Here is a 13577-nt window from a genome sequence, read left to right as displayed (position 1 = left end):
TGCGTCTCCCGGACTGCTTTGTTACCTAAAACGAATTTTATTTAATGTACTGCCCACTGCGCAGCGCTTCGATACGTTTATCCAGTGGCGGGTGAGTCATAAACATTTCACTCAGCGATTTTGATTTACCGTTGATGCAAAATGCCATCATGCTGGTCGCTTCCTGCGGCTCGTAGCTGGTTTTAAGACGCTGCAATGCCGCAATCATTTTTTCCCGGCCGACGAGTTTTGCCGATCCTGCATCAGCATGGAATTCGCGGTGACGCGAGAACCACATTGTAATAATGCTCGCGAGAATACCGAATACCAGTTCCAGCACCATCGCGACGGCGAAATAAATCAACGGGTTGCCGTTGTTCCCTTCACCTTCATCACGGTTACCGCCCATGAATCCGGCAGCAATTTGCGCCAGAATACGGGAGATGAAAATAACAAACGTGTTCACTACGCCCTGAATCAGGGTCATGGTGACCATATCACCATTGGCGATGTGGCTAATTTCATGCGCAATAACCGCTTCGGCCTCATCACGACTCATGTTTTGCAAAAGCCCGGTGCTCACGGCAACCAGCGATGCATCGCGGCGCGCGCCGGTGGCAAACGCGTTAATATCCGGTGCGTGATAAATCGCTACCTGAGGCATTTTGATACCCGCCTGGCGCGACTGCTGAGCAACCGTGTTCATCAGCCAATGTTCCATGTCATTGCGCGGTTGTTCGATAACCTCACCACCCACAGATTTCAGGGCCATCCATTTCGACATCAACAACGAAATGAAGGAACCACCAAAACCAAACAGCAGCGCCATAATCAACAGACCCTGAACGCTGCTCGACTGAATTCCCGTCAGGCTTAGCACAAGCCCGAAGACCACCATAACCGCCAGGTTGGTGAGCAGGAAGAGCGCGATTCGCATCATAATTTTCTTTTAACCTCTGTTTAACAAAACGCACTATGCGATTACCCACATCGTATGGGTATTGTGGCTATTTTCAAGGATTCGAGCGGTGTAAGTCACCAGAAAGACACAACTTTACATTGTTTATTGGCTTACTGACGGGAGGTTGCAGAACTAAAAAAACAGGCACAATTTCTTGTGCCTGTCGGGTCTTTATTTGACTGGAGCGGGCTGAACCGCAGGCTTGTCTTTTTCCTGCTTCGCCAGGTCGAGCGCGATGTGCACCGTCTCGTCCAGATACGGATCTGGCTCCTGATAATCTTTCGGCAGGTCGTCCAGTTTTTTCAGCAGCGGCTTGCCTTCACGTTTCAAACGGTCATTGATGCGTGCCAGACGCGTTGCATCGTCTTCCGTATTCTCTTTCTCACGCTGAGCATAATTAAGAGACACGATATTCCGTTTTTCTTTCAGGGCGTTGAAACGGGCAATGTCCTTCATGATGTACTGGAATTCCGGATCTTTTGCGATACGGTCATTGTGCGCTTTCAGCAACTCGGGACCAAACTGGGTCATGTCGCCAGATTTCACGAAGGTGGCAGCATTGATACTGTCCCACGGCAACGCGTTATCTTCAAACTTCTCACCCGTTTCAGTCTCTTCCGTTCCTGTCGGCATCATGATATCTGGCGTCACGCCTTTACGCTGTGTACTTCCGCCATTCACGCGATAGAACTTCTGAATGGTGTACTGCACAGAACCGAGTGCAGGCCATTCCGGGCGCAGCATCTGGTCGTAAATGCGATTCAGGGAGCGGTATTGCTGTACTGTGCCTTTACCGAAAGTCGGTTCACCGACAATCAACGCGCGACCATAATCCTGCATCGCAGCGGCAAAGATTTCAGAGGCGGACGCGCTAAAGCGGTCAACCAGCACCACCAGCGGGCCTTTGTAATACACAACGCCGTCGGTATCCGCATCTTCACGCACTTTGCCATTGTTATCACGTACCTGAACAACCGGTCCAGACGGGATAAACAGGCCAGAAAGGGAAACCGCTTCTGTCAGAGCCCCCCCGCCATTGGTCCGCAGGTCGATGATCACGCTACTGACATTCTGCTTTTCAAGCTTCTGCAGTTGCACTTTCACATCGTCTGTCAAACCGACGTAGAAACCAGGAATATCGAGAACGCCGACTTTTTCTTTGCCAACGGTTTTCACTGACATTTTCACGGCGCGGTCTTCCAGACGAATACGCTCGCGAGTCAGTGTCACCGTTTTGGTCTTCGTACCTTTACCGGCAGGCAGGATCTCAAGGCGGACCTTGCTCCCTTTCGGGCCTTTGATAAGGGCAACCACATCATCAAGGCGCCAGCCGATTACATCGACCATGCCCTGACCCGTCTGGCCAACGCCAACAATTCGGTCGCCCACACCAATGGATTTACTCTTCGCCGCAGGACCACCCGCGACCATGGAGTTAATCACCGTGTAATCTTCATCCATCTGCAGCACTGCGCCAATACCTTCCAGAGACAGGCTCATTTCAGTATTGAACTGTTCAGTGTTACGCGGAGAAAGATAATTGGTGTGCGGATCGATTTCGTGAGCAAACGCGGTCATCGCCAGCGAGAATACATCTTCACTGTTGGTTTGCGCCAAACGACGAATGGCCGATTTGTAGCGGCGTGTCAGCGTTTCTCGGATCTCTTTCTCGTCTTTACCCGTGAGTTTCAGGCTTAGTTCATCGAACTTAACCTTACCGTCCCACAGCGCATTCAGCTCAGCTTCCGTTTTTGGCCACGGCGCCTTGCTACGATCGAGATTAAAGTTGTCGTTGCCGGTAAAGTCCATTGGACGTTCCAGCACTTTAAGCGCGTATTGATAACGTTCAAAACGACGCTTCTGAGATTGGTTATACAGATCGTAGAACAGATCGAGTTTACCGCTGCGCAGCTCGTCACCGACGTCGGTTTTACGTTTTGCAAACTGTTCAATATCACTTGCCAGCAGCACATTATGGCTGTAATCCAGCAGGTTCAGGTATCGATCGAAGATTTTGGCCGAAAAGGCCTGATCGAGATCGAACTGACGATAGTGCGAACGGGTGAAACGCGACGTTACGCGCTCACTCACCGTTGCGTGCTGAGTCTCTTCCTTTAATACCGGAATTTGATCGGCCCGCGTAATATCGTCCGCAGCGAAAGCGTGGCCTGTTATTGCTAACAGGCCAGCCAGTGCGGTGATCTTAAAAAGAGTGTTCATGCCAGGCTTGGCCTCCGTTTCAGAACACCAGGTGTTCTGCGCGTACAATCATTGACATGCCAGAAGTCAGCTGCACACGAACGCCATCTTTGGTGATTTCGAGTACGGTGGCATCCATCGCATTGTTACCCGCTTTCACCTTGAGAGACTGACCGACGCTCAGCGCGTTGATGTCAGAAACCGGAGTGTGGCGTTGTTCTTCACGAGCTGCAGGTTGTGCTTTAGCCGCTGGCTTATCTGCACGCGGTTTACGCTCGCTATTTTCGTTACGACGCGGAGCAGGACGCGGTTTGCGTTCACGACGTGGTGCTTCTTCACCATTCGCCGCGGCAGCTTCGCGTTTTTTCGCCTGCTGCTCAGCACGCTGTGCCTGAACACGCGCTTTCGCTTCTTCAAGCTGTTTACGGGCATGCTCAACATGCTGCTCGTCCAGCTCACCACAAGGGTTGCCGTCGAGATCGACACGCGTCGCGCCCAGCTTGATACCGTAAAGGTAACGCCAGCTTGAAGTATAAAGACGTAAGGCAGAGCGAAGTTGGGTTTTACTGAGACTCATCTCACCCTCAACGCGTGCTACCAGATCCTGAAAAATACCAATTTTCAGGGGGCGAGCTTCGCCTTCAGCACTGAAACACTGTGGGAAACGCTCTGCCAGAAAGGCAATAACTTCTTTGCTACTATTCAACTTAGGTTGATTTTCCATGAAATTTCCTGATTACAACGGACGTTGCCAATAAGCCGCAGGCATGAACAGGCGACATTATAATGACGCCATCCGTAAATGCTACGTTATCCGTTGATTATCCTGCGACGCTCGCAAAGAATTTTTGATAATCGGTCGCGTTTAATACGTTTTCCAGATTTGCGACTAACTCGCGAAGGCCCTGCTCATCTTCTTCAGTGAAGCGGCCAAACGCGGTACTGTCGATATCCAGAACGCCAATAATCTGATTTTTTACGCTAAGCGGCAGAACGATTTCGGCATTACTCGCCGAATCGCATGCAATATGTCCGTCGAAGGCATGTACATCTTCAACGCGCTGGACCTGATTTTGAGCAACCGCCGTACCGCATACGCCCCGACCTACCGGGATTCGCACGCACGCCAGCTTGCCCTGGAACGGTCCGAGTACAAGCGTATTCCCTTCCAGAAGGTAAAACCCCGCCCAGTTCACATCCGACAGACGTTCAAACAGCAACGCGCTGGTGTTAGCCAGAGTCGCTAAAAAACTGGTCTCACCTGTCATCAATGCCTGGAAATCGCGGTTAAGATCCGCGTAGAATTCTGTTTTGTTCATTAATCAATCACTTGGTTGTCTACAAAATGTGTGCATAGCCTTTTTAACTAAACATTAAATGCTTTCATTCTCAAGATGAATCCCAAGATGAGTTAATATAACGTTAATTAATCCTTTTATGCGCGACTAATGGCTCTCAATAATCCGAAAATTACGCCAGCAAGGAAGATCACTGTCCACTCGGTCAGCGATGCGCTACCGCGTGCACATTATCAGCGTTGTCCGCAGTGCGATACGCTTTTTATGTTGCCGAAGATGAAATCGCACCAGAGCGCCTACTGCCCTCGCTGCGACGCCAAAATCCGTGACGGACGCGACTGGTCATTGACGCGACTGGCCGCAATGGCTGTCACCATGATTTTGCTGATGCCGTTTGCATGGAGCGAACCGTTGCTTAAGCTTTATCTGCTTGGCGTGCGGATCGACGCAAATCTGCTACAAGGTATATGGCAGATGACGCAGCAAGGCGATCCTCTGACGGGAGCAATGGTGCTGTTTTGCACCGTCGGCGCCCCGGTGGTGCTGGTCGTTGCCATTGCGTATCTCTGGTTCGGCAATATTTTAGGCATGAATCTGCGCCCGGTCCTACTGATGCTGGAGAAGCTCAAAGAGTGGGTGATGCTGGATATCTATCTGGTCGGCATCGGAGTAACGTCCATCAAAGTGCAGGATTACGCTTTCTTACAGCCGGGTATCGGGCTTTTTGCCTTTATCGCGCTTGTGCTGCTAAGCATCCTGACGCTGATTCACCTGAATGTGGAACAGCTGTGGGAGCGTTTCTATCCCCAGCGCCCGGCGACGCGGCCCGATCCTAATCTCAGGGCATGTCTGGGTTGCCACTTTACCGGATTACCTGATGCCCGGGGCCGCTGCCCTCGCTGTCACATTCCGTTGCGCCTGCGCCGCAAGCACAGCTTGCAAAAATGTTGGGCCGCGTTGATCGCCTCGATTGTGTTCCTGCTGCCGGCGAATCTCCTGCCAATCTCAGTGATTTACCTTAACGGCGGACGACAGGAAGACACCATTATGTCTGGCATTATCTCTCTGGCGCACAGTAACTTTGCAGTGGCCGGTGTCGTGTTTATTGCCAGTATTTTGGTGCCATTTACCAAAGTCATTGTCATGTTTACCTTGCTCATCAGCATTCAGTTTAAGTGTGAACAAGGGCTACGGGCACGTATTTTGCTTTTACGTTTCGTCACGTGGATTGGCCGCTGGTCGATGTTGGATTTGTTCGTTATTTCGTTGATGATGTCGCTGATCAATCGCGATCAGTTGCTTGCTTTTACTATGGGACCCGCGGCTTTTTATTTCGGCTCTGCGGTGATATTGACTATTCTTGCAGTGGAATGGCTGGATAGCCGCTTACTTTGGGATGCACATGAGTCAGGAAACGCCCGCTTCGCCGACTGAAGCGAGAATTAAAACAAAACGCCGTATTTCGCCTTTCTGGCTACTCCCTGTTATCGCACTGATGATAGCGGGCTGGCTTATCTGGACGAGTTACGAAGATCGCGGTAATACCGTTACGATTGACTTCCAGACCGCCGACGGCATTGTCGCCGGGCGAACACCCGTGCGCTTCCAGGGCGTTGAAGTGGGCACGGTCCAGGATATCCGGCTTGGTAAGGATCTGAATAAAATCGAGGTTCGCGTCAGCATCAAAGCCGATATGAAGGATGCGCTGCGCAGTGAAACCCAGTTCTGGCTGGTCACGCCAAAAGCGTCTCTGGCGGGCGTGTCCGGACTGGATGCACTGGTGGGCGGGAACTACATCGGCATGATGCCAGGTAAAGGTGAGCCTCAGGAACACTTTACCGCGCTGGATACGCAGCCTAAATACCGGCTGAATAACGGCGATCTGATGATTCAGCTCCATTCGCCGGATTTGGGCTCGCTCAACAGCGGTTCGCTGGTCTATTTCCGCAAAATCCCGGTCGGACGCGTCTATGACTACGCCATTAATCCGAATAAACAGGGCGTCACGATTGATGTGCTGATCGAGCGTCGATTCACTTCGCTTGTCAAAAAAGGCAGTCGTTTCTGGAATGTTTCAGGCGTGGATGCTGACGTCAGTTTGAGCGGCGCAAAAGTGAAGCTCGAAAGCCTGGCAGCACTTGTTAACGGTGCCATCGCCTTCGACTCACCAGAGGGTTCAAAACCTGCCGAGGTAGATGATAATTTCGGTCTCTATGCCGATCTGGCCCACAGCCAGCGCGGCGTGATCGTCAAACTGGCACTGCCGGACGCAAAAGGTCTGAAAGCGGGCTCTACGCCGCTGATGTATCAAGGTTTACAGGTTGGTCAGCTCACGAAATTGACGCTGAATCCGGGCGGTTCGGTAACCGGTGAAATGACCGTTGACCCAAGCGTTGTCGATCTGCTTCGCGAGGGAACACGTCTTGAGCTTCGCAATCCAAAACTCTCGCTCAGCGACGCCAACATTAGCAGTCTGCTGACAGGCAGCACCTTTGAGCTAATTCCCGGTGATGGGAAACCCAACAATAATTTTGTCATTGCCCCAGCGGACAAAGCCCTGCTGCAAAAACCCGGCGTGATGACGCTGACCCTCAATGCCCCCGAAAGCTACGGTATCGAAGCGGGCCAGCCGTTGCTGTTACATGGCGTGCAGGTGGGCCAGGTTCTTGAACGCAAGTTGACGGAAGATGGGGTGATTTTCTCCGTTGCGGTCGATCCGCAATACCGCGATTTAGTGCATGGCGATAGCAAATTTGTGGTTAACAGCCGCGTGGATGTCAAAGTTGGGTTCGACGGGGTCGAGTTCCTTGGCGCGAGCGCAGGCGAATGGCTAAGCGGCGGCGTCCGTATCCTGCCGGGTCAGAAAGGGGAAATGCGCGAAGCCTATCCGCTGTATGCCAATCTGGATAAAGCGATCGAAAACAGCATGAGCGACCTGCCAACCACCACGTTAACGCTCAGCGCTGATACGCTGCCTGACGTTCAGGCCGGTTCTGTCGTTTTATATCGCAAGTTTCAGGTGGGCGAAATTATCACCGTGCGGCCGCGTGCCAATGCCTTTGATATCGAACTGCATATCAAACCGGAATATCGTAACTTACTGACCGCCAACAGCGTGTTCTGGGCAGAAGGCGGGGCAAAAGTGCAGCTCAATGGTAGCGGGCTGACCGTGCAAGCAGCTCCCCTCTCCCGTGCATTGCGCGGTGCTATCAGCTTCGATAACTTAAGTGGTGCGAGTGCCAACCAGCGCAAAGGCGATAAACGTATTCTGTATCCGTCTGAAACCGCCGCACGTGCGGTTGGCGGCCAAATTACGCTGCACGCCTTTGATGCCGGTAAGCTCGCCGAAGGAATGCCGATTCGCTATTTAGGGATTGATATCGGTCAAATCCAGAAACTGACGTTGATCACCGCGCGCAATGAAGTGCAGGCTACGGCGGTACTTTATCCGGAATACGTGCAGAACTTTGCCCGGACGGGGACACGCTTCTCGGTCGTCACGCCGCAGATTTCTGCAGCGGGCGTTGAGCATCTGGACACCATTCTGCAGCCCTATATCAACGTTGAACCGGGCAGCGGTAAGGCGCGCCGTGACTTTGAACTGCAGGAAGCGACGATTACCGACTCGCGTTATCTAGACGGGTTGAGCATTGTTGTCGAAGTGCCAGAAGCGGGCTCCATGAGCATCGGTACGCCGGTGTTGTTCCGTGGTATCGAGGTCGGGACCGTCACGGGCTTGACGTTGGGCACCCTGTCGGATCGCGTGATGGTCGGGCTGCGCATCAGCGAACGCTTCCAGCATCTGGTTCGCAACAACTCAGTCTTCTGGCTGGCGTCGGGCTATTCGCTGGACTTCGGTCTGACCGGCGGCGTAGTGAAAACCGGGACATTTAACCAGTTCATTCGCGGCGGTATCGCCTTCGCCACCCCGCCAGGCACACCGCTCGCGCCGAAAGCGCAGACGGGGAAACATTTCCTGTTGCTCGAAAGTGAACCGAAAGAGTGGCGTGAGTGGGGAACCGCACTGCCACGGTAATCCCAAAGGCTCCGGTGTCAACGCGCCGGAGCCTTTATGCTACACTGCGCGCCTGAACTATTCCCAGTGGTGTGTCCGTGGCTCAAAACTCCGTATTTTTTCCTGACGAATTCCTGGCGCAAATGCGCGAGGCGCTTCCCGCTCATCTTTCTTTTGATGACTTTATTGCAGCCTGCCAGCGTCCTTTGCGCCGCAGCATTCGCGTAAATACATTAAAAATCAGCGTGCCGGATTTCCTGACGCTGGTGTCTCCGTATCGCTGGCAGTTGACGCCCGTGCCATGGTGTGAAGAAGGTTTCTGGATTGAACGCGAAGATGAAGACGCCCTGCCGCTCGGGAGCACGGCCGAACATTTAAGCGGGCTATTTTATATCCAGGAAGCCAGCTCGATGTTGCCGGTTGCCGCCTTGTTTGCAGACGATAATCAACCCACTCGGGTGATGGATGTTGCCGCTGCGCCGGGTTCGAAAACCACCCAAATTGCGGCACGAATGGGCAATCGGGGCGTTATTCTTGCAAATGAATTCTCTGCCAGCCGGGTCAAAGTGTTACACGCTAACATCAGCCGCTGCGGGATCAGCAATGTCGCCCTGACCCACTTTGATGGACGTGTTTTCGGTGCTGCTTTGCCGGAATCCTTCGATGCCATTCTGCTGGATGCGCCGTGTTCCGGTGAAGGCGTAGTCCGTAAAGATCCCGACGCCCTTAAAAACTGGTCCGTTGCCAGTAATCTTGAGATTGCCGCCACCCAGCGCGAGCTTATCGACAGCGCGTTTCATGCGCTGCGTCCCGGCGGAACCCTGGTTTACTCTACCTGCACGTTGAACCGTGACGAAAACGAATCGGTCTGCCTGTGGCTTAAAGCGCAATACCCGCAAGCCGTCGAATTTCTGCCGTTAGATTCGCTTTTCGACTCTGCAGCAGAAGCGCTCACGCCTGAAGGTTTCCTGCACGTTTTTCCGCAGATATTCGACTGCGAAGGTTTCTTCGTTGCGCGCTTGCGTAAAACGGCGGCCATTGCGCCATTACCTGCACCGAAATACAAAGTCGGTCACTTCCCGTTCGCCCCGCTCAAAGGGCGCGAAACGGCACAGATTGTCGCTGCCGCGCAAAAAGCAGGGCTTAACTGGGATGATAATTTACGTCTCTGGCAACGCGATAAAGAGATCTGGCTCTTCCCGGTGGATGTCGAAACGATGATCGGCAAAGTACGATTCTCCCGCATCGGCATGCGATTAGCAGAAGTGCATAACAAAGGCTATCGCTGGCAGCATGAGGCGGTCATTGCGCTGGCCAATGACGCAAACACGTTTGCGCTGACCCACACAGAAGCCGAAGAGTGGTATCGCGGACGCGATGTTTACCCTGAACTCACGCCCACGCGTGACGAAGTGGTGGTTACTTATCAGGGATTTCCGTTAGGGCTGGCGAAAAAAATCGGCTCCAGGCTGAAAAACAGCTATCCGCGAGAACTGGTTCGTGATGGTCGCTTGTTTACCGGCCACGAGAGCGCCAATTAAAAAACCGCACATTTTCACTGGCACTTCTGCTCTCCTGCGCTACGCTAAAAAATGGACGATCACACTGGTCGAACCAGATTTTCAGCGAACTGCGGAGAGCATTATGACGAAAACCAACGTGCGTATCGGCGCATTTGAAATCGACGATGCCGAGTTACAAGGCGATAATCAAGGCGATCGAACGTTAACCATTCCGTGTAAATCCGATCCGGATTTATGTATGCAGCTTGATGCCTGGGATGCGGACACCAGTGTTCCAGCGATCCTTGATGGCGAACATTCCGTTCTATACCGTGAGCACTACGATCAACAGTCCGATGCCTGGGTCATGCGCCTTGCCTGATTCAAAAAGAACCCGCCCGAAGGCGGGTTATTTATCCCCTCAAATTTCCCCTGCGATAAATCATCCCCTACACTGATAGTCTGGAAGCCAGATCAGAGGATGAGATGTTTGCACTGGTACTTTTTGTTTGTTACCTGGATGGCGGCTGTGATGACATCGTTATCGATGTTTACAACACCGAATGGCAATGCGTGGCGTCGAAAAAAGAGCAGCGAATTCGCCATGGCGGTTGCTATCCTGTCGAAGATTTTATCGACGGATTCTGGTCACCCGCACAGGAATACAGCGACTTTTAATTACTGTAATTGAGCCAGCGTCAACGTGCCACCGAACACAGCACCCGTGTCGATATAGTGCAGGTTGTGAAAGTCGCTGCGTTTGTTGAGTGGAGTATGGCCAAACCAGAAATGGTCAGCGCCAGAAATCCCTTCGCCCTCTCCGTTCAGTAAACGGGTTAAACGCTCTCGATTCCACAACACGCGATGGAGGCTGACCGGTTTATCCAAAAGGTAAACCGAAGAGGGGTAATCAGCGTGCGCAATGACATTCCGTCCGTTTGCACAGGTTATTTCAATAATATGCGGTAATTCCCGGCACGCCTGGAGTAATGCCATTGCTTTTATTTTTTGCGAAGACGTCAGGCGAGAAAACCATATACCGCCATTTATCGTCCAGAGTGCAAAATCATTATTTTCGAGCGCATCCAACGCCATTTGTTCATGATTGCCCCGTACCGCCAGGAACCATTTTTCCTGTGTCAGTTGCAGGCATTTTACGCTATCCGGCCCGCGATCGATAAGGTCACCGACGGAAATAAGCAAATCCTCATCGGGATTAAAACCGCGCTGAGTTAATTCATCAATCAACCACTGGTAGCAACCATGAATATCGCTCACCACCCAGATATGCCGCCATTTTTTGCCATCGAATGATTTATACATAGCGCCTCCTTTAAAAGTATAGCGTGCTAAATCATTTAAAAAGCGCGTTGGGTGATGTTGCCAATATCAATCATGGTTAAACGAAGCCGAAATAAAGGTTTAGCAAATCTTAAATCATCCTCTTCAGGACCTTAGAATAGACAAAGAATTCTAATGAGGTCTCCATCGTGTCAAACACCAGCCTGCAAATCGATGTGCCTGAAGCACAACCCGTCAATATTATTTCCTCGCTGATCAACGGCCAGCTTATTCCTGGCGCGATCTGGAGGAAGCGTGACTATCGTCTTAAATTCCTTCTGCGCTCATTGCTGTTCTGGTCTTCGACCAACCACATGTTGACAGCGCTGTCACGACGGACCGATTTTGACAAGCTGCTGGCCGCACAGATCACGTTGCCGAGTAAAACGCATCGGCAGTATCTGACACGCGGAATCGGTGCTAAAGCGCGTGCTGAGGCGGTCATTCACCACTATGAATGGCTGGACGCTTTACCCGATGCAGAGCTGAAAAACGCCCTAACCCATCAAACCGCGCAGCCCGTTGTGCATTTTCAGGCAAAGGATGACGTGGGCTTTACCGTGTTTGCGTCAACCGCAAGCAAAGCAGAGCGCGAAGGCGAAAGCACGCTTTGGCTACGCGATAATGAAGACACGCTGCTTGCTAGCCTGACATTCAGCGTTGTGCCGGAAGGCGACCATTCAGCGCTGGTTATCGGTGGGCTTCAGGGTCCGCGCAGAGGCGTGACGCGTGACGCGATCAAAAAAGCGACCCGAGCTTGCCACGGCCTGTTCCCAAAACGTGTGCTGATGGAAGTCATTTTTAATCTCGTCGCTAAAAGTGACATTAAAGCTATTTACGGCGTCAGTGATGAAGGCCACGTGTTCCGCGCCCTGCGCTATCGCCTGAGCAAAGGCCGTCACTTCCACGCCAGCTATGATGAATTCTGGGCGTCTATCGACGCTAAAAAAATCTCCTCATTCCGCTGGGCGTTACCGTTAGCAATGGAACGTAAGTCGCTTGAGAGCATCGCCAGTAAAAAGCGTGCGGAATACCGTCGTCGCTTTGGTCTGCTGGATGAGATCGCGGAGTGCGTTAACGCGCGGTTTTAACCGGAAGGCGGCTTTCGTCGCAGTCATACATAAATTTAACAAAACGGCCAAAAAGCGCTGGACTTTCGCCTGCCGGATTGTGGTATGGTTAAAAGAGAAGCACAGGACGCTCTTCTGCTGAAGCTTATAATGGGAAATGAGTTCATTATCATGCAGATAAAAAGAGACCGAATACGATTCCTGTTTTCGTTTTATCCAGCGTTTTTTGGCTAAATTCAACAAGTTACAATCAAAAAACCCATAAAATATGGGTTCCAATACTTACCATTATATCCATTCAAGATCAAACCGTTGCCATAATTTTCGAGTGGGCGACGAGGGAACTTCGGGATCGCTTCGATCCAAAAAACCACATCAACTTTGCGTAACTCCTTCCAGTTTCGCATCACACCGCTTTACGCATACCTCTCTCCTCAGCATAATCGACTCCGATCCGTTTGTAACACTAAACCAGCGCGCTACTTTTCCTCCCTGCCCTATACTTTCAGTCTGACTGGCTGGAGGTTTTTATGTGTGGGCGCTTTGCACAAGCTCAAACTCGCGAAGAATACCTGGCTTACCTGGCAGACGAAGCTGATCGCGACATCGCATACGATCCAGAACCAATCGGACGGTACAACGTAGCGCCAGGCACAAAAGTTTTGCTTTTGAGCGAACGTGACGAGCAGTTACACCTCGATCCGGTGCTTTGGAGCTACGCACCGGGATGGTGGGACAAACCGCCACTGATAAACGCGCGCGTAGAGACTGCAGCCAGCAGCAGAATGTTCAAACCTCTTTGGCAGCATGGCCGGGCTATCTGTTTTGCAGACGGATGGTTTGAATGGAAGAAGGAAGGCGATAAGAAACAGCCCTACTTCATCTACCGCACCGACGGCAAACCGATATTCATGGCAGCAATCGGCAGCACGCCGTTTGAACGCGGCGATGAGGCGGAGGGTTTTCTGATTGTGACTTCTGCTGCCGATGAGGGCCTGGTCGATATCCACGACCGACGACCTCTCATCTTGACTCCAGAAGCAGCCCGAGAGTGGATGCGACAGGATATTGTGGGTAAGGAAGCTGAAGAGATTATTGCCGACGGAACATTGTCTGTTGACAAATTCGTATGGCACGCTGTAACGCGTGCAATCGGGAACCCGAAAAACCAAGGACCAGAATTGATCAAAGCGATCTAGTTAATTTCGCTAT

At 51.9% G+C, this 13577-nt stretch carries 12 protein-coding genes; 7 read left to right on the top strand and 5 right to left on the bottom strand.

The features are described 5' to 3' along the window. Positions 1-37: 37 nt before the first annotated feature. The 4 genes from htpX to AC0LWE_RS00685 all read right to left on the bottom strand — a co-directional run bounded on the left by htpX (position 38) and on the right by AC0LWE_RS00685 (position 4458). Entirely contained in the window at positions 38-919 is an 882-nt protein-coding gene (gene htpX / locus AC0LWE_RS00700) for a protease HtpX (RefSeq protein ID WP_015959401.1), read from the bottom strand. Between the two features lie 192 nt (positions 920-1111). Next, positions 1112-3160, bottom strand: coding sequence for a carboxy terminal-processing peptidase (prc, locus tag AC0LWE_RS00695; RefSeq protein ID WP_202667818.1), 2049 nt, complete (start codon positions 3158-3160; stop codon positions 1112-1114). Positions 3161-3179: 19 nt separating this feature from the next. Then, positions 3180-3863, bottom strand: a complete 684-nt coding sequence (proQ, locus tag AC0LWE_RS00690) for an RNA chaperone ProQ (RefSeq protein ID WP_059179733.1) — start codon at positions 3861-3863, stop codon at positions 3180-3182. A gap of 97 nt (positions 3864-3960) precedes the next feature. Beyond that, complete coding sequence (locus AC0LWE_RS00685) at positions 3961-4458, bottom strand: GAF domain-containing protein (RefSeq protein ID WP_059179732.1); 498 nt, start codon at positions 4456-4458, stop codon at positions 3961-3963. A gap of 129 nt (positions 4459-4587) precedes the next feature. Between AC0LWE_RS00685 and yebS the strand changes: the two genes are divergently transcribed. The 5 genes from yebS (at position 4588) to AC0LWE_RS00660 (ending at position 10632) form a co-directional block, all read left to right on the top strand. Then, the gene (gene yebS / locus AC0LWE_RS00680) at positions 4588-5871 is read left to right on the top strand and encodes a membrane integrity lipid transport subunit YebS (protein WP_059179731.1); all 1284 of its coding nucleotides are present in this window, start codon (positions 4588-4590) and stop codon (positions 5869-5871) included. Continuing rightward, a complete protein-coding gene (locus tag AC0LWE_RS00675; RefSeq protein WP_219347648.1) occupies positions 5840-8473 on the top strand; it encodes a PqiB family protein in 2634 nt (877 codons plus the stop codon). Before yebS ends, AC0LWE_RS00675 begins: the two co-directional genes overlap by 32 nt. A 77-nt stretch (positions 8474-8550) precedes the next feature. Beyond that, the gene (rsmF, locus tag AC0LWE_RS00670) at positions 8551-9993 is read left to right on the top strand and encodes a 16S rRNA (cytosine(1407)-C(5))-methyltransferase RsmF (protein WP_202667816.1); all 1443 of its coding nucleotides are present in this window, start codon (positions 8551-8553) and stop codon (positions 9991-9993) included. 103 nt (positions 9994-10096) lie between these two features. Continuing rightward, the gene (locus AC0LWE_RS00665) at positions 10097-10336 is read left to right on the top strand and encodes a YebV family protein (protein ID WP_015959408.1); all 240 of its coding nucleotides are present in this window, start codon (positions 10097-10099) and stop codon (positions 10334-10336) included. 104 nt (positions 10337-10440) lie between these two features. Continuing rightward, positions 10441-10632: a YdfD/YebW family protein gene (locus AC0LWE_RS00660; RefSeq protein WP_015959409.1), complete on the top strand. Its 192-nt coding sequence runs from the start codon at positions 10441-10443 to the stop codon at positions 10630-10632. Here the strand turns inward: AC0LWE_RS00660 and pphA are convergent, their stop codons facing one another. Further along, positions 10633-11277 carry a protein-serine/threonine phosphatase gene (gene pphA / locus AC0LWE_RS00655; RefSeq protein WP_202667815.1) on the bottom strand — a complete coding sequence of 215 codons (645 nt, stop codon included), beginning with the start codon at positions 11275-11277 and terminating at the stop codon, positions 10633-10635. It abuts the gene before it with no gap. 167 nt (positions 11278-11444) lie between these two features. On the opposite strand from pphA, the gene AC0LWE_RS00650 reads away from it, so the two are divergent. Both AC0LWE_RS00650 and AC0LWE_RS00645 read left to right on the top strand, forming a co-directional pair. Continuing rightward, positions 11445-12386 carry a VirK/YbjX family protein gene (locus tag AC0LWE_RS00650; RefSeq protein ID WP_059179727.1) on the top strand — a complete coding sequence of 314 codons (942 nt, stop codon included), beginning with the start codon at positions 11445-11447 and terminating at the stop codon, positions 12384-12386. 509 nt (positions 12387-12895) lie between these two features. Further along, the gene (locus tag AC0LWE_RS00645) at positions 12896-13564 is read left to right on the top strand and encodes an SOS response-associated peptidase (RefSeq protein ID WP_279063552.1); all 669 of its coding nucleotides are present in this window, start codon (positions 12896-12898) and stop codon (positions 13562-13564) included. The last annotated feature ends 13 nt before the right edge of the window (positions 13565-13577 follow it).

It is taken from the genome of Lelliottia sp. RD5, assembly GCF_056032945.1.
The sequence above is the reverse complement of the archived record's forward strand: the minus strand, read 5'-3'. Positions and strand labels throughout refer to the sequence as shown.